The following is a 24,298-nucleotide window of genomic DNA, read 5'->3' on the forward strand; positions in this document are numbered from 1 at the left end:
CGGATGCCCGACGGCCAGCACACTGTCATCGATGTGCACGTTCTGCTCGTTCGTGGCGACGAGCTGCTGCTCACGCAGCGGCGCGGTACCTACGGCGGCGGAATGTGGCATCTGCCGTCAGGCAAGCTCGATGCCGGCGAGTCTCTGCCGGCGGGTGCGGCTCGGGAGGCCGCCGAAGAGATCGGTGTGCTGATCGATCCGGCCGACTTGCGGCACGTCCACACATTGCACGTCGCCGGATCCGGTCCGGTACCGCGGCTCGGTTTTTTCTTCGAGGCTCGTCGCTGGTCCGGCGAGCCTCGCAACTGCGAACCCGACAAGTGCTCGGCCGTTGACTGGTTCCCGCTCGACAACCTGCCCGACGAGGTGATCTCGTACCCGCTTGCGGGGATCCAGGGGTACCTGGCAGGACAGACCTTTGCGGTGCTCGGCTGGGTGGACGACCGCCGCGCCGCGATTGCCTGAGCCCCGAGCGACGGTGGCAAGTTTCGCCACGCGCATTCACTGCTGACCGGGATCAGCGACCTGAGCAAGGCCGGCGACCCCGAGCGCGCGGCTCTTGGTCGTTTGTGAGGCCTACTCGCACCGGCGACCTAGCCGCTTCGTTCTACTGTGGACGCCTTAGCGACGGACGCACCGGCCGACGCGATCCGTCCAAGAGGGAATTCCCTGTTTCTGTCGAAAGATCTCGTCGCAGGAATCACATTGTCGATACGCCGCCCCGCGTCGCCGCTCGTCGGATGGTCGGTATTCCGCCGCGCCGGACGCACCGCAGAGCATGGTTATGGTGTCGCCGGGCTGCGGAATACCGCTGTGCCGTGGTCGATGCCACGTCCCGTTGACGACCGGGCGAAACACCAGCGGGTCTAGGTAGATCGCGGCGGTCACTACGATGCCCGTTCGTGAGCTGAAGTGATCCGTTCCTTTGTCGTCATGGACTGCCCACCCTGGAGATCGTCGCGGCACCTTCGTCTGCGTCCATGCGCGGCAGCGCTGCGTTGCCGCGCACCTGCTCAACCCTCGCCGGAATGCCCTCGAAGATGCGTCCTCGGCAGTCCGCAGTGGTCATGGCGACCCGGCCAGTCCGTAGCCGACAGCGGCTTGTCGCAATGAATCGAAAGTCGACCAATACCGGTCGACTGTCTCTGGGGCAGACGAATAGACGGTCGTGTGGTGATGCCGCAAGATAACGGCGAAGATGTTTTCCGCCGTTTCGTGGATCACGAAAGGTTCGATCGTCCCCATGGGGCATGCTTCCTCTGGCACAACGCGAATATCGGCACGGTGAGCTTGGGTCGCGTCAATTATCCGATCTGGCCGAGCTTCCGCGTTCTCCGACGGGACGATCTTCGATGCGACGGCTGCCTCGCCCAAGAGGACCGTGTGTCGGTGTCGGTGATCTCGGTCGATTCGACGGACTTGCCGCGCCAGGATCTCCTCGTCGATGACGTCAGGCCGATCGACGTGTGAGGCCAGAACTGCATGGGCATACTCGTAGGGCTGCAGCAAGTCCGGTACGACCCGCGGCGCCCACTCCAAGGTGCGCAGTGCGTGCCGTTCGTACGCCATCTGAAGGCTTGGCGTACCAGGCTCGTTGGCTTCCACATAGGTCCGGCATCCGGACTGTTCGTGAAGCCGCATAAGGAAGGTATAAGCACGTGGTGCTACGCGTAGGTATCCGAGGATCTGAGCAAGGGTGGCATCCTCGGGCCTGCGCTCCCCAGTTTCCCAGGCGGAAAGCAAGGCAGGCGAAAGTCCCAGCCTACGAGCCAGTTCGCGAAGGCTGATCCCTTGAGCTGTACGGATCTCCCGCACTTCTCGGCCGATCACGTGAAGAGCGGGTCGATGTGAAGGTCCGTTTGTCATACTGTGTGCCTGTCTGGGAGAAGGAAAGCGTCGTCACAATCCCGAAGCGGCATCCGAAACGGGGGACTGGAGAAGGCCGAGTAGCTCCTCGACCTTGTCGGCAGTCCAGCGTTGGTCAGCCCGGCTCGCCGTGCCGTCTTGAAGCCTGACCGCGAGCAGCCCGATCCACGTCTGCGTCGTCTGGATCGCCTCGACGAGCTGTGCCGTTGCCCAGGGCGTGGGTGCGTTCACTGAGACCGGCGGTCGAGCGGAGGTGGACATTCGGTGCAACCCGGCGAGCACGCGGCGGAGGAGGATGCACTCAGGGTCGTCTACGGTCCACGGGTCAACTTCGTCAAGCTGCGGGCTTTCGTTATGCAGCAAGTTGAATCACCTCCTGACGAGAGATGGGATTAGCTCTACGCACGCTTCGGTGTGGCGGACTGCCAGCGGGGCGGCCGCAATTCAGATCCGGGAGATTCCGCAGCTCCGCTGTCGGCCTGCTGGTGGTAATCGTGACGTCGTCGCCTGTGGTTCAGTGACGTGATCACGGTCGCGCAAATTTGCACAGATGACAAGGGGTCTTGAATGTAAATTTGCACGATCACCTATGCGGGTTACCGTGCAAGTTCTCACGACTGTCGTAGGCTCATTGAGACCGAGAAGAGGGAGTGCTCTTGTCCGACGAAGTGAAGCCGAAGCCATCGGGCGTCCGCATGCGCCGGATCGCGCGCACGATCCTGGCCTGGCGCAAGGAGAGTGGCCAGGATCAACAGGAGGTCGCGAACGCCGTCGGTTGGTCGAATGCGAAGCAGTCACGCATCGAAGGAGCCAAGTTGCCGGCCACTCCGGCCGACGTCATGACCCTTGCCCTCCACTTCGGCCGATCCGTGGAAGAGCGCGAAGCCTTGTTCCGGGATGCGCAGACGGTCGGCAGTGCACGCTGGCTGGAGCAGGTCTCAGACGACGCCTTCGCCGCCGACGTTCGCGAGTATGTGGCGCTCGAAGCCGAGGCTGCGGAAGTGCGGATCTTCAAGGTCGACGTGATGCCTGGTCTGTTTCAGACCGCGGACTACGCCCGGGCCATCGAAGAGCTGATCGCGAAGACCGACAACGGGCGGAGTGAAGACCGCGTTCGCGCGCGCATCCAGCGCCAAGGTCGGGTGCAGGACGGGACGACGCTCCGCGTTCGATGCGTGCTGACCGAGGCCGTGTTGAGGATCGAGGTGGGTGGCCGTGCGACTTGGCTGGGCCAGCTCCGGCGGATCGCCGAGCTCATGGACCTACCCAACGTCGACATCCGCGTCATCAAGAGTACGAGCGGTGCGTATCGCGCGATGGGCTACCCGTTTAGCATCCTGGGCTTTGCCGCGAACGAGCCAGACATCGGCTACGTCGAGCTGCTCGGGACGGGCATATATCTTGAGCAGGAGGCTGAGATCGAGCCGTACGCCGATGCCTTCGACGAACTGTGGGAGACGGCGGAGGGTTCGGACGAATCCCGTGATCTGCTGTCCGAGATCATCGGGGCGGCCGAATGATCAACGGACTGGAGATCGAAGGTGGACGTGGCGCAACTGCCGGAGTCGGCGTGGCGGAAGAGCAGCCATAGCGGCGAGGGCGGCAACGAGTGTGTGGAGGTGGCGTCCCTTGACGCTGTGGTTGCCGTCCGCGACTCGAAGGACCCGCGCGGCGGGTTCCTGGTCCTGCCGAAGGCAGGCTGGGCGGCGTTTCTCGACTCAGCGGTGAAGTAGTCGACGGGGAGGCAGGCCCCGAGATGGCGGGCTTCGTCCGCGATCTGACGCGTCGCGCTGACGATCTCGCAGGTCGCGAACGGCCCGGGTTCTCGGCGTCAGCGTTGTCAACGGTGGGCTGCGACGAGTCGAGTAGCTCCAGGCTCAGAGGTCGTCGGCCAGTCTCCTTCGGTTCTGGCTGATCGGCTCCCGGCAGGTTCAAGGCCGCTGACTTTGGTCTGGCCCGATAGCGCAGCCGACGGTGACCGAGATGGCAAAGGCGAGCCTCGAGCCTCGCTAGGCGAGTCGGTCGAACGCGTGTTCTAAGTTTGGTAGGTTCGCATCGCTGAGGTCGGACGCTCAACCAGGAGGTTCTCGTGGCATGGTTGCTGAAGGAGCGAGCATCTGGTCGCGAGTGGCGAGTCGGTGACAGCGACCTTGCGTGGGACGCCGGAGGGTACGACTCGGCGCGTTTCGAACTTCACTTCCTCGACCAGGAGGTCATCGGCACCCCGGACGGCGTACCGGGCCGCCGAGACGCCGTGGCGGCCGCGCACGGCTGAAACCAGCGGACCACAAGCGCGATTCCTGCGGTCCAGGGACAGCGGAGGTGAATGCCGCTCGTTTTGCTCAGCTGAGCACGCCCCGCTGTAATGACCTCAGCTTCCGTGGAAGACTTGACCGACGATGATCGCGGCGGTGATACCGATCGCGCTAATCAGAGCGAGCACTACGATCAATCCCCACGGAACCCGGCGCTGCAGCCGTCGCGTGGCTACCTGAGGCTCGGGCACCGACAGCGGCCGCGTTTCCGGACGCGCCGGAGGGGGCGGTGGTGGGGTCTTCGACGGCGGCAGGCTGTGACTGGCAGGCACCTGCCGGGCTCGCCGCGGGGGAGCCTGTGCCGGCAGTGCGGGCGCGCTTGCCCGGGTGGTCGTGGTGGCGGACACGGACTGCAGCGGCGGTGGTGTCACGCGCCGGTACGGGGATCCTGTGCCTCGCACGGGCGACTCCAGCTCCGGGTCGCCGAGTGCAGGACTGAACGGCGGTGAGATCGGTGGCTTGATCGGCGGTTCGGGCCGGGAGGGCGGGGCCGGGAGGTGTTCGCTGAATCCTTCAGCGAGCAGCTCGGCGCGGCTGGGTGCCAGTTCGACCAGGGCGAGCGCTGCGCAGGCGGCCACGACGCCGTCGGCGGTCCAGACCGGGGCCTGGGCGCGGTAGCGGTGGAGAACCTTGCGCAGGCTGGTGGGCTGGGCCAGGGCGACGTCGATGCCGTAACCCGCCAGGTCCTTGCCCGGTGGCAGTTCGATCGCGCCGGTGGCGGCGAGCACGACCAGACCCCGGATGAAGCTGTCACCGTCGCCGGGGATGTCGGCGAAGACGCGCTTGGCCGCGTAGACGCCGGCTTTGACTTGTTCGCCGGGGTTTGGCAGCCCGGCCAGTGTGTGGATCGCTGCCGGCTCGCCTTCGACCAGCCACGGCCCGTTCGGCGGGATCGTCAGCATCCCGGCCTGCGGAGTGGTGAAGCCTTTGACCTCGAGCACGGCCAGGCCGGTGGGCAGGAACAGCAGCCCGTCGATCTGCCGGGTCGTGCTCTTGTCGGGGATGTTGACGTTCAGCAGCGCCAGGCCGTCGATCGCGTGCGGGGTGCCGTGGGCCCAGCCGGCCAGCATGTCGTGCACTTTCGCCTCGGCGCCGGAGAGACCGTGCGCAGCTGATCCGGTGCCCGGCTGTACCCGCACCAGCATCGTCCGCTCCCTCCGCGCGTACGGTGCGGCACCACAAGGTGCCTGCTCGTGTTCGACGGTACGAGCAGGCTGCCGGATTGGGCTGCCACCGTTCGGGTAGCGCTAGAGGTGACTTCTTCCGTGGCCGCAACGCCGCAGGAAGAGTCGGGCGAGGCGCAGTGCGGGGGCGCCGCCAACGAGTGGAAGGAACTGGCGCAGTCGCTTCTGGGCCACCTCGGAGGGGACGTCCACAGGTTGTCGGCGTCATGGACGACGCCCCCGAACGGGGCCGCTGCTCGGCCGGGCGCTTGCTCGATGAATCAGCCCACCGCGTTGCGGGCTGGAGGTTGAGGCTGATGTGGCTGAGGCCGGGCATCGAGTCGAGGAGCGCTGCAGGTCCCACAGCACGCACTGCTGGATCATTCAGGCCAGGCCAGGCCAGGCCAGGTCGGTGTCCGGTACCGCGGCGTCGGCGGAGACCGCGGGGACCGGCGAGGAGGTGGGGTCGCTGTGGGCGTGGCAGTTCGCCTGCTCATCGGACTGGGACTCGCCGCGTCCGCCGGCCCGGTGATCGCCCGCAGCTCGGCGCCGGCAGCTCTGCCGCGTCGGTACGTCGTCGAGGTGATCGTCGCCGCGATCACCGCGAGACGTCAAGCTCGCGCCGAGCGTGGGTGTTCTCCTCGGCTGGGGGCGAGTGGAGCTGCGCACCCGGGGACTCATCGCGGTCTGGTCGACGGCCTCGGCCGGGGCGTCGGTGTGCTCCTGCGTCGATCCTCGTCCCGGGCCGGTCAGGCGCCCATGGAGCCGTCGATGGTCGCGGTCGTGTGCGGAACCCTGGCCCGGTGGTGAACTGATCGGTTCACTGTTTGGGTGCGGCCGGGCCGTTGAGCCGGCCCGGCGTGCGCTCACCACCGGCTTTCGTGGGATGACCAAAGCGGCGTGGAAACAAACCCAGCGGATCAAACCGAGCTTTGGCCTCGGCGAGCGTCGCCCGCGTCGAGCCGAGATGGCGCGTCCAGTCGGCGCTGGTGAAGGGAATGGCCCCGGTGGGATAGCTGGTGCCGCCCAGGCTGACAGCAACGTCGTACCAGCGCCGGTTACTGGAGACCATCTTGTCGGCCTGCACCCGGTCCGTCGCGAAGCGAAGCCCAGCGACCAGGTAGAGGGTGCTCCCCTCCGGTTTGCGGAAAAGGGGAGTGGTGAGAGCCGCCGTGGATACCGGGTAGATGAGGATCAAACCGGATGCGCCCATGTCGGCCTGCTCGAGGCCGCTCATGACTTCGCTGGTGAAAGCGTCGATCTCCGCGTCGGGCACCAGTAAGTTGGGCCACGGGTGTGGCGCCTGCCATTCGCCGGTGCCTTCGAGGTACGTCACGGTCTCATCCAGCCGCGTGGCGAACTCCCAGTAGCCCAGGTCCTCGACCTTGTCGCGAGAGGTGGCAAAACCAAGCCCGGCAAGGAGTGAGTCTTGATCGGGCTCGTCTGGTCGCGTGTAGTACGAGGCGGCATCGAGCATGTAGACCCAGCCGTCGGCGGTCGGCAGGACCTCTCCTTGCAGGAAGTCGAATCGCCCCTCGGCAAGCAAGGCGCGCTGACTGGTGATCAGTTCTTCGACGGTGGGGTAGAAGATCTTGATCCGCCGCACACTCGCGGGTGCTGGTATCAGCGGCAGCGTGGCTCGCACGATGATGCCGCACTGGCCGAACCCGCCGAGCGTGGCGTGGAACAGGTCGGGCAGCTCTGTGGGTGAGCAGTGGCGGACCGTGCCGTCGGCGGTGACGACATCCAGGGAAAGAACGTTGTCTGTTTGAACTCCGTAGCGATGGCTGGTACCTCCGATCCCGCCGGCTGACAGTGTTCCCCCGACGGACGTTCCCAAGTAGTCGGTGAGGACACGCGGAGTCAGGCCCTCCTGGAGTGTTCGTGCGAGCAGTGAGTTCCAGGTCGCGCCGGCTTCGACGGTCACCGATTCATCGGTGACGTTGCGGATCTCGTTCAGGTCTGTCAGATCGATGACCAGACCGTCAAGCACCTGGGCCTGCCCCAGGCTGCTGTGTCCGCGTCCCCGGGGCACGACGGGGATGGCGTTGGCCGCGGCGACCGGCAAGATGGCCGCGATATCGGAGATGGATCCGGCACGGAGAACCGCCAGCGGCGGGTTGCTGACGATGCCGCCGAAGTCTGCTGCGGCGTACGCCGTCGCGGTGCGGTCGGTGTCGACCGTGCCGTCCAGCGCCAGGCCTGAGAAAATGTCTGAAGTCAATGATCTCTCCGAGTTTCCAGATCGCCTATGCTTGCTCGCACGGCAGCCTCGGCGGGGTCACCTCGGCTTGCGAAGATGTCCGCAGCTTCCTCAAGGCGAGAACGCGCTTTGTCCCTGTCTCCAAGGTAAATCAGTGTTCGTGCGAGGGCCCACAGGGTGTCGGCCTGGCCTTTGTCGTCGTGCGCGGCTTGTTGGGCCGACAGCGCTTCTTCGAGTTCCGGAATTGCTGTTTCGAACTGGCCGGCCGCGAAGTACGTCATCCCGATCTGATAGAGCGAGAGTCCCTCGCCGTACCTGTCGTCGATCGACCTGCAGAGCGACAGAGCGCGACCAGCGTAGCGGAGCGCGTCATCGGTGCGCCCCTCTTCTCGGCAGAGATCGGCAAGGTGCACCAGAACCACGGATTCGGCGTGCTCATCGTTCTGTGCGCGATGGATGACCATGCCGCGCTCAAGTGAGCTCCTGGCCGAGTCGAAGTCTTCCATGTCCGCGTTCGCGAGCCCGATGCCGATGTGGCACCACGCCGACCTGGAAGGCTCGGTTTCGGCTTCCAGCAGGTCCAGCCCTCGGCGAAACGCGTCACGGCCGTTCTCCGGGCGTCCCAGGCCCAGCTCCACGAGGCCGAGTCCGGTCAGCATGTCGGCCTGAAGGCTGGAGTCCCCCAGCTTGGTGGCGGCTTCCAAACCGAGGTGGTAGGTGCGGTCCCAGATCGTCCAAGGCTTGCGAAGGTGAAAATACGAAAAAAGCGCTTGCGAAATCCGGCACGCGAGACCGGGGTGTCCGGTCTTGAGGGCAAGTCCGACCACCGACGGGAAGCCGGCCATCTCCTGCTCGCACCAGCTGAACGCGTCGGCGTAGTCGAGCGCGGAGGTAGCACGGGCCGGGGCCGGAGGACGGAATGGTTCGAGGGCCCGCCCTGCTGTGCCGGCGGTGTCCAAGTACCACGAAAGCTCACGTACCTGAGCTTGCTCGATGTCTTGAGGTGTGTCCACGGCCAGTGCTTGCTCGGACGCGTAGACCCGTAGCAGTTCGTGGAGCCAGAAGCGGTCTCGACCAGCTTCTTCGACCAGATGACAGGTGGCCAGCGTGCGAAGGAGGTCCAGGGCCTGCCCCGGCTGGGCATCAGCGAGAGCCGCGGCCGCGGCAGCACTGATTTCCTTGCCGGGGTGGAGGCCGAGCAGCCGGAACATCCGTGCGGCCGCCACTGGCAGGGCCCGGTAGGACCAGGAGAAGACGGCACGTACGTCGGCGTCCTCGTTCGCGGTCAGTGCCGCGAGCCGCTGGTGCTCTTCCGCGAGCTCTTCGGCAAGCTCGGAAAGGCGGATGGGATGGGCGGCGATGCGTTCCGCCGCGACAGCCACGGCGAGCGGCAGATGACCGCATCGATCGAGGACGGACAACGCAGCTTCCGGCTCGTCGTCCACCCGTGGGCCCACGACTTCACGCAGGAAGCGCAGTGAGTCATGGGCGTCGAAGGGTGCGAGCGCCACCTGCGTCGCGCCGGCGCGCACGGCGAGTCCCGTGAGCATGATCCGGCTCGTCACCAGCACCGTGCTGCCGGCCGCACCAGGGAGCAGTGGCCGTACTTGGTCCGAAGAGGCCGCGTTGTCGAGCACGACCAGAATACAGCGATCGTGTGTCATGGTGCGAAACAGCGCTGCCCGCTTTTCCTCGCTGGCGGGAACATCTGCGGGTGTCAATCCCAGGGAGACCAGGAAGTCTTCGAGAACTTCGGCGGGGCTGGCCGGAGATTGGTGTCCCGAGTGGCCTCGAAGGTCTGCGAACAGCTGGCCGTCGGGGAACCCGCCGATCTCCCGGTGTGCCCACTGCAAAGCCAGTGTGGACTTTCCGACCCCAGGCGGCCCGTGGACGGTCGCGATCGACAGCCTGTCCGTGCGCCCCGAGATGGCGTCGAGGACGGAGAGCTGTTCGTCCCGTCCGACGAATCGCCCCGGAGCGGCCGGCAACTGCGCTGGACGGGTAACCGTGTCCGAATCACCCTGGCGTGGACGCGGAATCAACGCCAGCAGCTCACCGCCGGCATCGAGTGCGCTGTCGCAGGCTTCGGCCAGTTCCGTGGTGGCAGCGCGACGACCGTGTTCGACGTTGGCGAGATGAGCTCGGCTGTAGTGAGTGCGAGCGGCCAGGTCCGCCAGCGACAAGCCGCGAGCGATGCGCACATCACGAAGCTCGGTCGCGAAACTCTTTCGCCTCTCGCCTTCGGTCGCCCGTGTTTCATGTTTCCGGTACATGAAAACAGAAACCCCCTGGTAATCGCGGTCGCTCCGGTTGATCCTGGATGTAGTCACCGGGTGACGGGACACGTACCCCTCAGTAGTGAGAGTAGTGGCAGCAAGGGTTCGAGTCAGGCAAACAGCGGGACGCCGCGACCAAGATCGTCCATGAGGCTGAACAATGAGCATGGTGAGTGATGGATCACCCGTTGGTTGAATCAAACGGGTGACGTTCGATCAGGTGGAACGGTCGCCACTTGTAGTCGTCCCGGCTCACTCTCCCGCTTTATCGCAAACCCTACCGAACCGGGCGCTTGTTCTGAATGAGCGCAACGGCTGGAATATTATTCGTCCTTTGGAGAATCCCATGTCAATTTCGAGGTCTCTGCGGCGCGCTTCCATTGCTGTAGCGATGATGCTGGCAATCGGTTGTTCCGGCGCGATGGAAGCTTCGGCGCGGACTGCTTCCGAAAAATTCGACACCGCTGGTTGTGGGTACATTGGCGGAGGTGAATACACCCACTGCGACAACGGTTCTGGGTCAACCGTGATGCTGGACGTCCAGGACATCTTCTTCAACCTGTACCACTACTGCGTCGGGCCGGGAACCACGAACCTCCAGCCGGTGATCCGCTGGCGCGTGGTCGGCGCGTGGTGGAACGGCGGAGTGGGGTGCGACCCGGGCTACTACGGGCCGGCGTGACAAAACTGAGATCGAACGCGGGACGTGCTCACATTCGTGGGCGTGGAGTCGGCTGCTATCCGGGGTACGAAGGTCCGGCGTAGCTACACGATCTCGAGGACGGCTCCCAGTCCTCGGCCAGTCGACGCGGCGGGCGTCCTTGCCCCCTCTGCGGCGCCCGCCGCGTCGGCATCAACTCGATCAGCCGGTGATCGCGAGCATTGCTGCCATCCCGGTCAAGAGGCACGGACCGAAGGGAACGGCTGCACGTCCGCCGCCCTTGCGCGGCACGAGCAGAAGAACCAGCGCCACGAACGACGCGAGCACCAGCGCGCCGGCTAGCTCTGCCCAGCCGGACCACCCGGTAACCAAGCCGACAACGGCCGCCAGGCCCACGTCACCGGAGCCGACACCGCCCTCGACCACTACGGCGAGCAAGAGATAGAAGCCCGTCGCGGCGAGCATCGCCCACAGTGCCCGGATTCCCGGAGCCGCGTCGGCGCGTGCGACGCACAACAAGCCCAGACCCACAGCACCGCCGAGCAGCTGAGGCACCACGACAATGCGAGGTAACCGATGCTCCACCCAATCGATGATCGCGAGCGGAACGCCCAACGCCAGCACGAAGGCGTAGACGATCAGCTCACCGCGAGGGCCGATGCGCCAGCCGAGCACGGCGAGCACCAGCGCCGTGATGATCGCGCCAAGCCACCACGACGACGCGATACGGGCTCGCTGACGCAGAAGCCGCCCGGTGAGCAGGCTTCCGACGGCACCCAGCACAAAGCCCGCGCTCGCCGCGACGACGGCGGGCCAGGCGTTCACCACGCCCCCGACACGTCGTCCGCGCTGATTCCCGTCCCCATGACGCCATGCTGGCCAGCTCGCCAGGTCGGCGCACCACTCGTCCTACCAACGGGTGAACCTCCGCCGAGGTGGTCCTTCGGGCCAGGCGGCCAGCTGATCATTCCAAGGGGAGGGGAATCCATGAACCTGCGTCAAACGGCCCGCATCACGATCGCCGGCTCCGCGATCCTGCTGATTGCCGGCTGCAGCACGAACGAGCCCAGCCGACCCACGGCCTCGTCGAGCGCGCCGATGACCACGAGCGCAGCACCGCAGCCGAGCGACGTCGCGACGCAGCAGGCCACCGCCGCGTACCTCGGCATGTGGAGCGACATGGCCGACGCGGCCACGACCTCGGACTGGCAGTCGCCCAAGCTGGTTCGGAACGCCACCGCGGAGGCGTTGCAGACCATCTCGCGGAGTCTGTACGCCGATCACTACAACGGCTTGGTCACCAAAGGACGTCCGCTGAACCACCCGCGTGTTCAGGCGGTAGAGCCGCCGGCCGACCCGAAGACCATCACCATCGCAGACTGTGGTGACTCGACGAACTGGCTGAAGTACCGCGCCGACAACGGACAGCCCGCCGACGACGGCCCTGGCGGTCGCCGCCAGATCGAGGCTCTGGTGAAGAAAGCAGTGGACGGCTCCTGGAAGGTCACCACCTTCGCCGTTCACGAGGTCGGATCATGCTCGGGGTGAGGAAGAGCGCTGCGTCCACCGCAATCGCGTTCGGTTTCTTCCTTGCGCTGGCCCAGGTCGCTCACGCCGACGGCTGGGGAACCGTCGATTGTGGACAAGGCGGCAACCCGTCATGTGATCTCGGTGCAGGACGCGGCGGTGGGGCGAAGCCACAGTCGCCCGCGAGGCCGGGAAAGCCTGCAGTGCCACATCCTGTGCCTGGCCAGGAACCGCCGTCGGGCGACAGTATCCTCGGCGGCAAGGACACCTCGGCGAAATGCTCGTACGTCCGCAGCAACTACCATCCGCCCGCGAACGGCGTGCAGACCGTCGCGCTCCGGCTGGATCCTGGCGGTGGCGGTTCTTGGTACGTCTACCGATGTTCCGGACCCGGCTTCCGTGACGGCTTGTACCGAGCCCCGATCTGGCTCCCGGACGGTGCGGTACCCGCGGAAGCCGCGCCGCCGTCACCGCAGGAGCTGGCCGACCAGGCCCACGCGCAGCTGCGCTTGCCTGCCCCGCGCATCGAGGCGAACCCGGCCGGCGACAAGCTCGTCAGCCTGCCGACCTGGCTGTGGCTGGACCGCGCAAGCTGGGGAACCCAGCAAGCGACGGCGGCCGTCCCCGGCGTCTCGGTGACGGCGGTCGCCACACCGACCTCCGTCTCGTGGTCGATGGGAGACGGCGAAACCGTCAACTGCTCCGGCGCAGGGACTCCCTTCTCGTCAGGCGCGGATCCTGCTGCCGCCTCGCCGGACTGCGGTCACACCTACCGCCGGTCCTCGGCGGTAGCACCTGCCCACCAGTTCCCGGTCCGGGCGACCGTGCACTGGACGGTGGCGTGGTCGGGTGCCGGGGCGAGCGGCACCTTCCCGGATATGACGACCTCCGGCTCGGCGGCCTTCCGCGTCGCCGAGGTCCAAGCGCTCGGCACCGGACACCGCTGACACATCCAGCCGGTCCCCGCACATTCAAATCTCCGTTTCCGCTGTGCACCAGCGATTCGCTCGAGTGCACGGCGCGGCCGAACCATGCCTGGGAGGCACGTCGTGACCAGCATCCGTACCAGTGAACAAAGCGCCGGACCCGAGGTGGGTTCCCCGTCGTGGGTGGGAAAGAAGGGAAGGCTGACGCCGGTACCGACCGGGCGCCGAACCCGTCGGCGTCTGCCGCACCTGCTCGTCGGCGTCCTGCTCGTGGTGGTCTGCGTCGGCGGCGCGCTGTGGTGGTCGAGCAACGCACAGAACCAGGTACCAGTGCTGGCCGTCGCTCGGCCGTTAAGCGTCGGGCACGTCCTCGAACCGGCCGACGTCCACGAGGTCGAGATCTCCGCAGCCGACGCGGTCGCCACCGTGCCGACCGAGCAAGCGTCCGCCGTGCTCGGCCGGCGCATGGCCACCAGCCTCGGCCCCGGCTCCCTGCTCACCCCGAGCAGCCTCGGCCCAGCAACGATTCCCGCCGCCGGGTACGCGGTCGTCGCGGTCGCCCTCAAGCCCGGCCAGTTCCCGCTGGAACTCACGCCAGGATCGCCCGTCCTCGTTGTCCTCGCCACGCCGCCGCCTTCGGCGACTCAGCTCGCCGCCGACGACTCGGCGTGGCCGGCGACGGTGACCGGCGTCGTCAAGGCGGAGACCGACCAGAACACCGTGGTCTCGCTGCAGCTGCCCGGCGCCAGCGCACCGGCGCTTGCCCGCGTGCCGGCCGGTCAGGTCTCTCTGGTCATGCTGGCCGGAGGTGATCGCTGATGTTGATCGCCCTGGCCAGCGTGAAGGGGTCGCCCGGCGTCACCGCCTTCACCGTGGCACTGGCCGCCAGCTGGCCGATCGCCGCCCGCCGCCTGATCGTCGAATGCGACCCAGCCGGGGGAGACCTCGCACATCGATTCGGGCTGCGTCCCACGCCCGGCCTGCTCAGCCTGGCCGCCGCGGCCCGCGGCTCCGCCGAGCCCGAGGTGCTCTGGAACCACGCACAGCCGCTACCAGGCGGGACGCAGATCGTGTCCGGTCCGCCCGGCAGCCACCAGGCGCGCGCCGCGCTAGGCGTCCTGACCGCGCCCGGTTCGCCGGTGTACGGCGCCGGGCGGGAGTCCGGCGTGGCGATCTTCGTCGACTGCGGGCGGTTGGATCCGGGTTCGCCCGCGGAACCGGTGATCGGCCACGCGGATGTCCTGCTTCTGCTCTCCGGCACGCACAGCGATGAGCTGGCTCACCTGGCCGTCCGAATCCACGAGCTGGGCCGAGCTGCCACCCGTCCGTGCCTCGTGCTGACCGGCGACGGGCACCCGACCGCGGAGGTGGAGCGCGAGCTGGGGATTCCCGTGATGGCGAGGATTCCCCACGACCCGGTCACGGCCCGCACCGGTCACGGCATACCCGGACGACACAGGAAGGGCGGACTCGTCCGCGCCGCCGGAATCATCGCTCGAGTTCTGCTCGACGACACCATCCCGACGCAGGCGGCTGCCCTTCCGCATCCTCCGGCTGCCGGCTCACAGATTCCCGGCGTGCCCCCGCAGCAGGTCCAGATGTCCGGCGTCCGCGTCGCCCCGCCGGAACTGCTGCACAACGGGGTCGTACTCAGGAAGGACGCATCGTCATGACCGTGCTCGACGAACACCGCCGACCTGCCGCACCGGACGGAGCCCCGGAGGCGCGGCTCCGCGTCCACCTCCGCCAGGCCCTTGCCGCCGAGCTGCCAGGCCGTGCTCAAGAGGATTCGAGCCCGGTCACCGTCGAACGCCGGCGCGAACTCGCCCAGGACGTTCTCCGGGCCGCGAGCGCCGCACACAGCGAGGCCGAGCTCGGAGCGGGGCGCGTTCTGCTGCCGGCCGAGGTCGAGGCGCGCGTCGCCGAGGCCGTGCTGGACGAGGTCTTCGGCCTGGGCGGCCTCCAGCAGCTGCTGGACGATCCCGCGGTCGAGACGATCAACGTCAACAGCTTCGACCGCGTCTTCGTGCAGTACGCCGACGGCTCCCGCGCCCAGGTCGCCCCGGTCGCGGCCTCGAACGATGAGCTGACCGACCTGATCCGCACCCTCGCCGCCCGCGCGTCCTCGGAGGAGCGCCGGTTCGACCGCGGCTCACCCGCGCTGAACCTCCAGCTCCCGGGCGGGGAGCGGCTGTTCGCGGTGCTGGGGCTCACTGCCGGCGGGATGACCGCGTGCTCGATCCGCCGCCACGGCTACCTCACCACCAGCCTCGCCCAGCTGCGCCGCCGCGGTACCCTCGACGTCGGCCTCGAACGGTTCCTCCGTGCGCTCGTGAGGGCCCGCAAGAACGTCCTGATCACCGGCGGCACCGGCATCGGCAAGACGACCCTCCTGCGCGCGATGGCCTCCGAAATGGACCCCTTGGAGCGCATCGTCACCATCGAGGACGCCTTCGAGCTCGGCCTCGGCATCGATTCGGCACGCCACGCCGACGTCACGGCGCTGCAGGCACGGGAGGTCAACGTCGAGGGCGCCGGCGCGGTCAGCCAGGCCGAACTCGTCCGCTGGGGCCTGCGGATGTCTCCCGACCGGGTGATCGTCGGCGAGATCCGCGGGCCGGAGGTGATCCCGATGTGCAACGCGATGTCGCAGGGCAACGACGGCTCGATGGCGACCCTGCACGCGAGCAGCTCGAAGATCGCGTTCACCCGCCTCGCCTCCTACGCCGCGCAGGGCGCGGAGCGGCTGCCGCTGGAGGCGACCGCGCTGCTGGTGGCCTCGAGCGTGCACTTCGTCGTGCACCTGGCCAAAGCCGCCGACCGCACGACCCGGGTGGTCTCCTCGATCCGCGAGGTCGTCGACGCCGACGGCGGGACCGTCGTGTCCAATGAGATCTACCGTCCCGGCTCCGACCTCCGCGCGCGCCCGGTCGCGGGCGCCCTGCGCGCGGGCACGCTCGACGACCTCGTCGACGCCGGGTTCGACCCCGACCTGCTGGCGAGGCCGGAAGGGTGGTGGGCGTCGTGACCAGCACCGTGATCGGCGCCGTCACCGGGCTCGGCGCCGCCGTGGGACTGCTGCTCGTCCTCGTGGGGCTCCGACGGCCTCCGCTGGCGCCCGGACTGCGGTCGACAAGCGGCAGCGGTTTGCCGTGGCGCACCGACCGGCGCTGGGGATTCCGCCTGGTGATCGCCGTCGGCGCCGGGCTGGTGGCCGGCGTCGCGACCAGCTGGCTCGTGGGAGGCGTGCTCACCGCCGCGGCGGTCTGGTTCTTGCCGACGCTCGTGGGGCCTGACCGTGCTCACGCTCGTCGGGTCGCCCGTATCGAGGCCGTCGCGTCCTGGACGGAGATGCTGCGCGACACCCTGTCGGCCGCGGCCGGCCTGGAGCAGGCGATCCTCGCGACCGCACCGCTGGCACCGGCGGCGATCCGCGATGACGTCGCCACCCTCGCGCTGCGGCTGCGCAGCGGGCACCGCCTCGTCCCGGCCTTGCGGCTGCTGGCCGAAGACCTGGCCGACCCGGCGGCGGACCTGGTCATCGCGTCCCTGGTCCTGGCCGCCGAGCACCAAGCCCGGCAGCTCGGCGACCTCCTCGGTTCCCTCGCCGAAGCCGCCCGCGCGCAGGCGGCGATGCGCATGCGCGTCGAAACCGGCCGCGCCCGCACCCGCACCTCAGTCCGTGTCATCGTCGGCACGACGATCGCGTTCGCGGTCGGCGTCGTGGCCCTCAACCGCGGCTACCTCACCGCCTACGACAGCCCGCTCGGCCAAGCCGTCCTGCTCGTCATCGGCGCGCTCTTCGGCGGCGGATTCTCCTGGCTGACCCGGATCGTGGCCGGCCGTGGCGCACCGCGCGTGCTTTCCCTTCGCGAGTCGCCGGAACCCGAGCCGGCCGCGGCGGCAGCCGGCTGGGGAGGTGAGCGGGCATGATCGCCGTCATCCTGGTGGGCATCGGCACCGGACTCGGCCTGTGGCTGGTCTTGACCTGGGCGATCCTGCCGCAGCCGACACTTCGAGGCCGCCTCGCGGAGACAGCTCCGCTCACCGAGGTCACCGACGCGACGTGGGCTACCGCCCTGGCACGACCTGTCCTACCCGGCCTGCGCGCGCTCGGCCTGCCGGGGGAGATCCTCGAACGTGACTTGCGCGTGCTCGGCCGCGGCGCCGACGCGCACGTGGCCGTCAAGGTCGTGCTGTGCTGCACGGGGCTGCTCGCGCCGTTGCTGCTTCAGGGGCTGCTGGCGCTTGGCGACCTTCAGTTCGGCGTGGAGTTGCCGTTCGTCGTCGCGATCCTGTTGGCCATCGCCGGCTTTCTCGTACCCGACCTCGAGGTCCGGGCGAAAGCCGGGCGTGCACGTGCAGAGTTCCGCGCGGCGCTGTCGGCGTTCCTGGACCTCGTCTGGATCACCCTCGCCGGCGGCGCCGGAGTCGAGTCCGCCCTGCTCGCGGCCGCCGATGTCGGGCACGGCCCGGCGTTCATCCAGCTCCGTCGCGCGCTGGATGCCGCCCAGCTGACCCGCACCACGCCCTGGGCGACGCTGCGCCGGCTCGGCGAGGAGCTGGACATCGCCGAGCTCGCCGAACTCGCCGCGTCGCTCGCCCTCGCCGGCACCGAGGGCGCCAAGATCCGCGCCTCGCTGTCGGCCAAGGCCGGCGCGCTGCGCACGCACCTGGTCGCCGACGCCGAGGCCGAAGCACAAGCCGCGACCGAACGCATGGCTTTACCGGTGACCTTGCTGTTCCTCGGCTTCCTCGGGTTCATCGCCTATCCGGCCGTCACGCAGGTCCTCAACGGCCTCTGAAAGTCCACAGGAGACAACCATGCTGCTTCACATCCGAATCCTCTGGAACCTAGTCACCGCCCGCATCCTGCGCGTGCTGGAAGACGACGACCGCGGCGAGATCACGACCACGGTCATCGTCACGGCCCTGATGGCCGTGCTGGCGATCGCGCTGATCGCGATCATCGCGGCGAAGCTGACGGCGAAGGCGAACAGCATCGACCTCGGCTTCGGCGGCTGACGTGCCCGCGCGCGGTCTCACCGCAGCTGCCTGGCGTCGCGTCCGGTGTGCGCTGGCGGGGGAGCGGGGCGCGGTGACCGCCGAGTTGGTGATCGCGACGCCGTTACTGCTGCTCGCGCTGCTGGCGATCATCCAGTTCGCCCTCTGGTCACACGCCACCCACGTCGCCCAGGCGGCCGCGTCCCAGGCCCTGTCTGCGACCCGCGTGCAGGCCGGCACCGTCGCGGCTGGGCATGACGCAGGTCAACGGCTGCTCGACGACCTCGCCCGAGGGCCGCTGCGCTCGCCGCGGATCGAGATCGTCCGCACCACGACCTCGGCAGCGGTGAGCGTGCAGGGCGAGGCCGTCGCGGTTCTGCCCGGCGTGCACCTGCACGTGCACGCCGAAACCGCAGGCGAGGTCGAACGATTCGTTCCGGACGCCTGATCCGAAGGGAGAAGACCGTGACATTGCTGAAAAAACCTGAGTCGGTGACCGATGGCGACTTCGCCGACGGACCGGACGTCATGCTCTGGAATCCGGCCCTCACTGCGAAACGCTGGCAAACTGAGTCGCTTCGCATGTTCGCCTTACGATGCCTCACGATTCGCTGCGCAGCCGGGCTGGTCACCTTGGTCCTGGCGATTCGTATCGCCGAGACGCTCCCGGGCGCTCTGCTCGTCGGCGCCGCTGCCGCGCTCGTGGTGAGCGGTCTGTGTGACGCGGCAATCCACATGCTGTGCCTGGACATCGACCACGACCATCCCCACGGACGCCGATGCCGGCTGGAACGCCAGCCCGACGTGTTCTTCCTCCGTGGCCGTGATTTCAGTGATCTCGGTGACGCCGCCCAGCGCTCCGCCTTCCTGCTGATCGACCTCACTCGCGAGCTGCACACCACGGAAGCCCGGGACTGGCTTGACCCAGAGCTGCCCGACCGAGCACACCGGCTCGCGTGGGAGGCGCTGGCGTGCTTGGCCCGATCCCGGCCTGCGCGTCGGCACGTGGCGCAGCTCGCGGCGATACCGGACGAGACCGAGCTCGCGTCGACGGCGGTCAAGGCGCTCGCCGAGTTCGACGAGGCGCTCGACGAGCTGGTCTTCCACTTGCGCGGCTGTGTGACCCTGACGAGGGCCTGGGAGGCAAGACTCCGCCACACCCAGCTCGCCGAACGCACCTTCGCCGTTACCGCCGAGCTGCGAGCCACGTCGATACGGCAGGTCGCGGACTCCGCCGAAGAACTGCCGAGGTCCTGCTTCGCGTTCGTCACCGCTGCTCGAGACGTGTCGGGAGCCGGATCGTTTCCCTGGGAACGCCCGGCCGACGACGGGGAGCCGGTCCGGTGACCGCCGCACTGTCGGCTCGTTGGTGGCGAGCCGAGCGTGGCTCGGTGACCGCCGAAGCCGTCTTGCTCACGCCGGTGCTGGTGATTCTGCTGGTGTTCGTTGCTGTGGTCGTCCACCGCGGCGTCGATGCCCGGCTGCGGCTCGACGACGCCGCGCACCAGGCCGCTCGTGCCGCGAGCCTGCAGCGCACGCCTGCCGCCGCGGCCGCGGCGTCCGAGGCGACTGCCACCGCGGCGCTCGCTCGAGCCGGCGTGGTCTGTCGCGGGATCGCCGTGAACACGGCTACGTCGGCGACGGCGGGGACCACGGTCGTCGTCAGCGTGCGATGCACGGTCGACTTCGGCCAGGCGCTCGTCCTCGGCGTCCCGGGCACGAAAACGCTCTCCGCCTCTGCCGCCGAAATCATCGACGTTTTCCGCTCCCAGTCCGCCGCCGGAGGTGCGGGATGAAGGCGCGATGCGGCGCGGTGTGGTGGCGAGCGGAGCAGGGACGCGTCTCGGCCTTCGTTGTCGTGCTGACGCTGGGGCTCATGGCCCTGGCCGGACTCGGCCTGGACGGCGGCCTCGCGCTGGCCGCCAAGGTCCGCGCCACCGGTCAAGCCGAATCCGCAGCTCGCGCCGGTGCCCAAGCCGTAGATCTCGGCACCTATCGCGCCACCAGCGCAGTTCGGCTTGATTCGGGGCGCGCACGTGAGCTGGCGCAGAAGTACCTCGGCGACGCCGGGGCGACCGGCTCCGTATCCGTCTCCGGGGACACAGTGTCCGTCGAGGTCACCGAAACTTGTCCGACCCAGCTGCTCTCCCTGATCGGCGTCGCCGAGATCCGCGTCCACGGCCGCGGCTCCGCCCGCCCGCAGCGCGGAGTCGGCGAACTCGAACCCTGACCGCATTTCGACCGAAGGAGGACCTGGTCATGGTGTCCACCGAAGAGGAGATCACCCGCCGCCTCAGCGAGACCGATTCCGTGCGCAAGGCTCGCCGAGCGCAGGCGGCCACCACCGTCGGCCTGCTCGCCCGCCGGCACGTCGACCTCGCCGGACAGCTCGCCGAGCTCGAACGTGAACTCGGCCAGGTGCTGACGGCAGCCCGTGACGTCATCGACGTGCCCGAGCTGGCTGACGTCACCGACATCCCGGCTGCTGACCTCAGCCGCTGGCGGGAGCAGGCCGTCAAGCCTGCCCGACGTCGTAAGCGCCAGGACGGCGGCAAGGACACGGGCGGCGCGAACCCGCGGAGCACCACTTCGGCGCTCGCCGCGCGAGTCGACGATTCTGCGGGCAGCTGATGAGCTCGCCGCCCCGCACACCGGCCTCGTCGCGCCCGCTGGGCCGGACGGTGCGTTGTGTGAGCGCGGCGGTGCTGCTGCTGGGTTTGGTGGCCGGTCTGCCCTGGGCGCTGATCGGCTGTGTTGGCTGGCCACTGCCGGACCATCTGCTGCACCTGGACGAGATCGGCGCCGCGCTGATGGCGCCGATGTCGAAACGGTTCCTGCTCGACATCCTCGCTTGCCTGGACTGGGGCGTGTGGCTGGTCTTCGTCGCCGACGTCGTCGTGTGCACGGTCGACGCTCTCCGCGGCACGCCGCGGAGAGCCGGCACCTGGCCGTTTCGGCGTGTGGCGGCGGTCCTTGTCGGAACGCTGTTGCTGGCGCTGCTCAGCCGCACAGCCGACGCCGCCCCTATCTCGTCCTCCGGTGGCCAGTCGGTCGCTGGTCCGCTCTTTCCGTCCGCGGATGCCACCGCATCCCCCGGGGACCGCGGCCCGAAGCCATCCCCGCCCTCTCCGGCGGCGGGTACCGAACGGGTCCGCGCCCCGGACGGCGGGGTGCACGACACGTTGTGGCGGATCGCGCAACGCTGCCTCGGAGACGGCGACCGCTGGCCGGAGATCTGGGCCCTCAACCGAGGCAGCGTCCAGCCTGGCGGGCGCGCCCTGTCCAACCCGAACGTGATCCACCCTGGCGACGTTCTTCGCCTACCCGTCGCCCCACCAACGGCGAGGCCCGCAGCGCCATCGCTTCTCCCGCAGGAAGACCGTCACGACCCGCAACCTCCAGCCTCCGTGAGCCCGTCGCAGCCTTCGCCGCAGGCGCCTGGCACACCCCGCCCGGCGAGCGGCGTAGCGCACGAAGGCACGCCGGGGGCCGTGACGTGGGGGAGCGGCGAGGTGTTCGTAGGCCTGACCCTGGCGGCCGCCGTCAGCACCCTGCTCCTGGTAGCGCGCAGGCGACGGCACACCCGCTACCGGCCCGGAAGCGGCCGCCGACAGGACGACCCTCCCGTCACGCCCGTGGTGTACCAGCTTCGGCTGGCTCACCTGGACGCTCAGCAGATCGACGACGAACACGCGGCGATCGGCAGTGACGATCCACCGGACGGGGAAGCCGCCGGGGAACCCCAGGAGCCAGTACCGGATACCGCGGGACGGCTGCAGCTCGTCGCGTCACGCGGCCACCGTCTCATCGGTACGCCACCTCTCGAATCTTCATCTTCGACGGTCGACATCGCCGTCGAAGGGGCCGCCGACCGGCCAGCGGACCGAGAGGTCTCCGCAGGCGTGGACGTGGCCATCGACCTGGCCAGCGCGCACGGGCTCGGGCTCGTCGGTCCCGGTGGCTACGCCGCGGCACGGGCTCTCCTGCTCACAGTCTTGACCGCTCTACCGGGAGCCGGAAGTTCGCCGTCGGTCCTCGTGCCTTCTGCGGACCTGGGCCGCCTGCTCGGCACGTCAACACCAGCTCCGGCTCTGCCGGTCACCGTCGAGGTCACCGCCGACCTTGACACGGCCTTGGCCGAAGCCGAACGGCGTCAGGCAGAGCCAAGCCGAGCCACCGTACTGGTCACGTCACCACCGCACGACAGCAACCGGCAGGCACGGCTGCAACACCTGCTCGACAACGGCGCGCGCGGCGGCATCACCGCATTGCTGCTCGGCCAGTGGCGTCCCGGCGTCACCGCGTACATCACCGCCGGCGGAATCATCTCCGCCACCAATCCCGGCCTCGGCGAGCCTCTCCGCGGCTCCCGCGCCTTCACGTTGCCCGACTCCGCAACCCGCGAGCTGCTGGCGTTCCTGCGAGCGACACAGAACCCCACGGGCCACCCGAGCGAACTCGCAGGAGAGGAACCTGCCAGCCGTACACATCCCGCAGAAGCCGGGCGTCTCGAGATTACCGCTCGGCCGACGCCGGTTGCCGTGGCGGGAGAACGCGGCGATCCGGACAGTCCATCGGTCAAAGCCGCCGTCAGAACCCTGGTAATGACGGTATTCGGCCCTCCGACGCTGCACTGGCGCCCCGAACCCGATCGCCCGGACGACCTGCGCGACATGTCGGGTGAGCTGACCCGAAGGCTTGTCGAGCTGCTGGTCCTCCTGGCCGTGCATCCCACCGGCATATCCCGCAACGGCATCATCGACGCCCTGTGGCCCGCCGCCCCGCCCCGCAACCCGGCAAGCGTCCTCCGTACGGTCCTCTCGCGGATCCGGCGCGCCGTTTACGCTGCCACCGAAGGCGCCGCAGATGAGGCAGTGCTGGTCGAGCACGGCCACTACCGGCTCGACCCGGCGGTGGTGGACGTCGACTACTGGCACTTCGCCGACGCAGTAGCCGGCCGCCGAACCAGCGGGCCGGGCGACCGCCACTCCGTCTACGAGGCGATCATCGCCGCCTACGGCGGTCCCTTGGCGGACGGGCTCGACGCCGAATGGCTCGTCGCCGCCCGCGAAGCCACTCGCCGCGACGCCATGGACGCGGTGGCCGCACTCGCGCGCGCACGCGTCGACGACGACCCGGACTACACCCTCGACCTGCTCGAAACCGCGCGCTCGTTCGATCCGCACAACGAACTGCTCTACCGCGACATCATGCGATTGCAGCACCTCCTCGGCCGGCATGACGCGATCTCCCGAACTCTTACTTTGTTGCAGACACGCCTGGCAGAACTCGATATCACGCCGACTGCCGAGACTCTCGACCTCGCCCATCGACTGCGCGGCCACCACGCCAGTATTGCGAATCAGTGCGGAACCGGTCCGCGAATCCGGGGATGAGCGTCCAGCGCCGCAAAATACCTCGATTTCCGATCGGATGCGCGACCGGGAATCGATGCTAACGTCGCGGTTGATGCTGCCGATGGTCTGGTGGCAGAAAGAGACTCAATCTGTTCTTTTTGTGTGGATGTCGACGGAGCCTGTGCAATATTCGGAAACGGTCAGAGTGCCCGGCGGTGGGGAACGTCGATGTCTCGCGCCGAGGTATCAAGGTATCGACTCTCAATGCGAACCTCGCGTACCCGGTCTCTGGCATGGCAAGGCGCCAGCACTGCGCCGATCGGGGTGCCGCCGAGCCTGCCGATCAGGCTCGCCCTCCGGTGGCCGACTAAGCCGGATCCCCCTGTTGCCTCGATTGTTGCAGGTCAAGGTACCTGCAAGGGGATCCGTCGGTATCCCAGACTCGCTTGACATCAAGCAGGTAAACACATCAGGCCCGTCGTCTGCGTTCTCTCGACCGTTCTCGTCGTCCGTGGTTGCATGCTCTGTCGATCAACTCGCCTCAACTGGCCCTCACCTGCCTTTGCCATTATCTCAATTAATGAGTAGAAGCCGGCGCTTCGAGCTTGATTTGTTCCGCCATTTCTCTGCGGGTAGAACCGCCCCTGGCCTACGGATACAATGCGGAATGCATATTCGATCGGCAATGCGAATTTCTTTTCTTGAAATTCGCCGAATCAAAAGTGGAAACCTATTGCGCGGCGTCCCGTGATCGAGTTATCTTTGTTGTGTCGCCGGAAAAGCGAAAGCTCGAATCGAATTCCTCACCCGGCGCGTCATTCAACTTCTTGGAAACGGGAGTCTAATCATGTGCTACGCCGACACTGACACCAATGAAGACGGTACCGCCGTCGCGTTCTGCTACTGCGGTTGGACGCAAGACCACGCCACCCCGGAAGCGGCGGACGCCGACGCCGAACGCCACCAGCGCGACGCCGACGCCGTGCTCGCCTGACGCCCA

Annotated in this window: 26 protein-coding genes; 20 read left to right on the plus strand and 6 right to left on the minus strand. The window is 68.0% G+C overall.

What is annotated here, in order from left to right; translation table 11 throughout:
- Window positions 1-3 precede the first annotated feature (3 nt).
- A complete protein-coding gene (locus MUY22_RS31580; RefSeq protein ID WP_247050680.1) occupies window positions 4-465 on the plus strand; it encodes an NUDIX domain-containing protein in 462 nt (153 codons plus the stop codon).
- Window positions 466-1,065: 600 nt separating this feature from the next.
- Here MUY22_RS31580 and MUY22_RS49805 read toward each other — a convergent pair.
- On the minus strand, window positions 1,066-1,866 hold the full coding sequence (locus MUY22_RS49805; protein ID WP_371827510.1) for a Scr1 family TA system antitoxin-like transcriptional regulator: 801 nt from the start codon (window positions 1,864-1,866) through the stop codon (window positions 1,066-1,068).
- A 33-nt stretch (window positions 1,867-1,899) separates the two neighbouring features.
- Window positions 1,900-2,229: a hypothetical protein gene (locus MUY22_RS31590; RefSeq protein WP_247050685.1), complete on the minus strand. Its 330-nt coding sequence runs from the start codon at window positions 2,227-2,229 to the stop codon at window positions 1,900-1,902.
- Between the two features lie 287 nt (window positions 2,230-2,516).
- Between MUY22_RS31590 and MUY22_RS31595 the strand changes: the two genes are divergently transcribed.
- The 3 genes from MUY22_RS31595 (at window position 2,517) to MUY22_RS31605 (ending at window position 4,141) form a co-directional block, all read left to right on the plus strand.
- Window positions 2,517-3,386 carry a helix-turn-helix transcriptional regulator gene (locus MUY22_RS31595; RefSeq protein WP_247050688.1) on the plus strand — a complete coding sequence of 290 codons (870 nt, stop codon included), beginning with the start codon at window positions 2,517-2,519 and terminating at the stop codon, window positions 3,384-3,386.
- Window positions 3,387-3,413: 27 nt separating this feature from the next.
- A complete protein-coding gene (locus MUY22_RS31600) occupies window positions 3,414-3,599 on the plus strand; it encodes a DUF397 domain-containing protein (RefSeq protein ID WP_371827699.1) in 186 nt (61 codons plus the stop codon).
- A 356-nt stretch (window positions 3,600-3,955) separates the two neighbouring features.
- The gene (locus tag MUY22_RS31605; RefSeq protein WP_247050690.1) at window positions 3,956-4,141 is read left to right on the plus strand and encodes a hypothetical protein; all 186 of its coding nucleotides are present in this window, start codon (window positions 3,956-3,958) and stop codon (window positions 4,139-4,141) included.
- Window positions 4,142-4,237: 96 nt separating this feature from the next.
- Here MUY22_RS31605 and MUY22_RS31610 read toward each other — a convergent pair whose 3' ends face one another.
- The 3 genes from MUY22_RS31610 to MUY22_RS31620 form a co-directional block, all read right to left on the minus strand.
- Window positions 4,238-5,326: a nuclease-related domain-containing protein gene (locus MUY22_RS31610; RefSeq protein WP_247050692.1), complete on the minus strand. Its 1,089-nt coding sequence runs from the start codon at window positions 5,324-5,326 to the stop codon at window positions 4,238-4,240.
- A gap of 838 nt (window positions 5,327-6,164) precedes the next feature.
- On the minus strand, window positions 6,165-7,568 hold the full coding sequence (locus MUY22_RS31615) for an FAD-binding protein (RefSeq protein ID WP_247050694.1): 1,404 nt from the start codon (window positions 7,566-7,568) through the stop codon (window positions 6,165-6,167).
- Complete coding sequence (locus tag MUY22_RS31620; RefSeq protein WP_247050696.1) at window positions 7,565-9,877, minus strand: tetratricopeptide repeat protein; 2,313 nt, start codon at window positions 9,875-9,877, stop codon at window positions 7,565-7,567. The genes MUY22_RS31615 and MUY22_RS31620 overlap by 4 nt, the downstream gene beginning before the upstream one ends.
- Before the next feature lie 151 nt (window positions 9,878-10,028).
- On the opposite strand from MUY22_RS31620, the gene MUY22_RS31625 reads away from it, so the two are divergent.
- A complete protein-coding gene (locus MUY22_RS31625; protein ID WP_247050699.1) occupies window positions 10,029-10,505 on the plus strand; it encodes a DUF6355 family natural product biosynthesis protein in 477 nt (158 codons plus the stop codon).
- 180 nt (window positions 10,506-10,685) lie between these two features.
- On the opposite strand, the gene MUY22_RS31630 is transcribed toward MUY22_RS31625, so the two are convergent.
- Window positions 10,686-11,312, minus strand: a complete 627-nt coding sequence (locus MUY22_RS31630) for a prepilin peptidase (RefSeq protein WP_247050701.1) — start codon at window positions 11,310-11,312, stop codon at window positions 10,686-10,688.
- Window positions 11,313-11,471: 159 nt separating this feature from the next.
- Between MUY22_RS31630 and MUY22_RS31635 the strand changes: the two genes are divergently transcribed.
- The 15 genes from MUY22_RS31635 to MUY22_RS31705 all read left to right on the plus strand — a co-directional run bounded on the left by MUY22_RS31635 (window position 11,472) and on the right by MUY22_RS31705 (window position 24,292).
- Window positions 11,472-12,032 carry a hypothetical protein gene (locus tag MUY22_RS31635; RefSeq protein ID WP_247050703.1) on the plus strand — a complete coding sequence of 187 codons (561 nt, stop codon included), beginning with the start codon at window positions 11,472-11,474 and terminating at the stop codon, window positions 12,030-12,032.
- 386 nt (window positions 12,033-12,418) lie between these two features.
- On the plus strand, window positions 12,419-12,958 hold the full coding sequence (locus MUY22_RS31640) for a hypothetical protein (RefSeq protein WP_247050704.1): 540 nt from the start codon (window positions 12,419-12,421) through the stop codon (window positions 12,956-12,958).
- A gap of 102 nt (window positions 12,959-13,060) precedes the next feature.
- Window positions 13,061-13,756 (plus strand): SAF domain-containing protein, encoded by a 696-nt coding sequence (locus MUY22_RS31645; protein WP_247050706.1) that lies wholly within the window; start codon window positions 13,061-13,063, stop codon window positions 13,754-13,756.
- On the plus strand, window positions 13,756-14,610 hold the full coding sequence (locus MUY22_RS31650) for a carbon monoxide dehydrogenase maturation protein (protein WP_247050708.1): 855 nt from the start codon (window positions 13,756-13,758) through the stop codon (window positions 14,608-14,610). Before MUY22_RS31645 ends, MUY22_RS31650 begins: the two co-directional genes overlap by 1 nt.
- Entirely contained in the window at window positions 14,607-15,965 is a 1,359-nt protein-coding gene (locus tag MUY22_RS31655) for a CpaF family protein (protein ID WP_247050710.1), read from the plus strand. Before MUY22_RS31650 ends, MUY22_RS31655 begins: the two co-directional genes overlap by 4 nt.
- Window positions 15,953-16,870, plus strand: a complete 918-nt coding sequence (locus tag MUY22_RS31660) for a type II secretion system F family protein (RefSeq protein WP_247050712.1) — start codon at window positions 15,953-15,955, stop codon at window positions 16,868-16,870. Before MUY22_RS31655 ends, MUY22_RS31660 begins: the two co-directional genes overlap by 13 nt.
- Entirely contained in the window at window positions 16,867-17,742 is an 876-nt protein-coding gene (locus MUY22_RS31665) for a type II secretion system F family protein (protein ID WP_247050714.1), read from the plus strand. Before MUY22_RS31660 ends, MUY22_RS31665 begins: the two co-directional genes overlap by 4 nt.
- A 19-nt stretch (window positions 17,743-17,761) precedes the next feature.
- Window positions 17,762-17,962 carry a hypothetical protein gene (locus MUY22_RS31670; protein ID WP_247050716.1) on the plus strand — a complete coding sequence of 67 codons (201 nt, stop codon included), beginning with the start codon at window positions 17,762-17,764 and terminating at the stop codon, window positions 17,960-17,962.
- A gap of 73 nt (window positions 17,963-18,035) precedes the next feature.
- The gene (locus MUY22_RS31675) at window positions 18,036-18,389 is read left to right on the plus strand and encodes a TadE/TadG family type IV pilus assembly protein (protein ID WP_371827511.1); all 354 of its coding nucleotides are present in this window, start codon (window positions 18,036-18,038) and stop codon (window positions 18,387-18,389) included.
- 17 nt (window positions 18,390-18,406) lie between these two features.
- Window positions 18,407-19,288, plus strand: a complete 882-nt coding sequence (locus MUY22_RS31680; protein ID WP_247050719.1) for a hypothetical protein — start codon at window positions 18,407-18,409, stop codon at window positions 19,286-19,288.
- The gene (locus tag MUY22_RS31685; protein WP_247050720.1) at window positions 19,285-19,737 is read left to right on the plus strand and encodes a TadE/TadG family type IV pilus assembly protein; all 453 of its coding nucleotides are present in this window, start codon (window positions 19,285-19,287) and stop codon (window positions 19,735-19,737) included. Before MUY22_RS31680 ends, MUY22_RS31685 begins: the two co-directional genes overlap by 4 nt.
- Window positions 19,734-20,171: a pilus assembly protein TadG-related protein gene (locus MUY22_RS31690; protein WP_247050722.1), complete on the plus strand. Its 438-nt coding sequence runs from the start codon at window positions 19,734-19,736 to the stop codon at window positions 20,169-20,171. The genes MUY22_RS31685 and MUY22_RS31690 overlap by 4 nt, the downstream gene beginning before the upstream one ends.
- Window positions 20,172-20,200: 29 nt before the next feature.
- A complete protein-coding gene (locus tag MUY22_RS31695; RefSeq protein WP_247050724.1) occupies window positions 20,201-20,572 on the plus strand; it encodes a hypothetical protein in 372 nt (123 codons plus the stop codon).
- Window positions 20,573-20,631: 59 nt separating this feature from the next.
- On the plus strand, window positions 20,632-23,337 hold the full coding sequence (locus MUY22_RS31700) for a BTAD domain-containing putative transcriptional regulator (protein ID WP_247050726.1): 2,706 nt from the start codon (window positions 20,632-20,634) through the stop codon (window positions 23,335-23,337).
- Window positions 23,338-24,145: 808 nt separating this feature from the next.
- Window positions 24,146-24,292: a hypothetical protein gene (locus MUY22_RS31705; RefSeq protein WP_247050727.1), complete on the plus strand. Its 147-nt coding sequence runs from the start codon at window positions 24,146-24,148 to the stop codon at window positions 24,290-24,292.
- Window positions 24,293-24,298 lie beyond the last annotated feature (6 nt).

It is taken from the genome of Amycolatopsis sp. WQ 127309 (assembly GCF_023023025.1).
Lineage (GTDB): Bacteria > Actinomycetota > Actinomycetes > Mycobacteriales > Pseudonocardiaceae > Amycolatopsis.

Excerpts from the sequence above, each read along its gene's own strand:
- MUY22_RS31580 (WP_247050680.1), top strand. The coding sequence starts at position 4 with ATGCCCGACGGCCAGCACACTGTCATCGATGTGCACGTTCTGCTCGTT.
- MUY22_RS49805 (WP_371827510.1), bottom strand. The coding sequence starts at position 1,866 with ATGACAAACGGACCTTCACATCGACCCGCTCTTCACGTGATCGGCCGA.
- MUY22_RS31610 (WP_247050692.1), bottom strand. The coding sequence starts at position 5,326 with ATGCTGGTGCGGGTACAGCCGGGCACCGGATCAGCTGCGCACGGTCTC.
- MUY22_RS31635 (WP_247050703.1), top strand. The coding sequence starts at position 11,472 with ATGAACCTGCGTCAAACGGCCCGCATCACGATCGCCGGCTCCGCGATC.
- MUY22_RS31650 (WP_247050708.1), top strand. The coding sequence starts at position 13,756 with ATGTTGATCGCCCTGGCCAGCGTGAAGGGGTCGCCCGGCGTCACCGCC.
- MUY22_RS31655 (WP_247050710.1), top strand. The coding sequence starts at position 14,607 with ATGACCGTGCTCGACGAACACCGCCGACCTGCCGCACCGGACGGAGCC.
- MUY22_RS31665 (WP_247050714.1), top strand. The coding sequence starts at position 16,867 with ATGATCGCCGTCATCCTGGTGGGCATCGGCACCGGACTCGGCCTGTGG.
- MUY22_RS31670 (WP_247050716.1), top strand. The coding sequence starts at position 17,762 with ATGCTGCTTCACATCCGAATCCTCTGGAACCTAGTCACCGCCCGCATC.
- MUY22_RS31690 (WP_247050722.1), top strand. The coding sequence starts at position 19,734 with ATGAAGGCGCGATGCGGCGCGGTGTGGTGGCGAGCGGAGCAGGGACGC.
- MUY22_RS31695 (WP_247050724.1), top strand. The coding sequence starts at position 20,201 with ATGGTGTCCACCGAAGAGGAGATCACCCGCCGCCTCAGCGAGACCGAT.
- MUY22_RS31705 (WP_247050727.1), top strand. The coding sequence starts at position 24,146 with ATGTGCTACGCCGACACTGACACCAATGAAGACGGTACCGCCGTCGCG.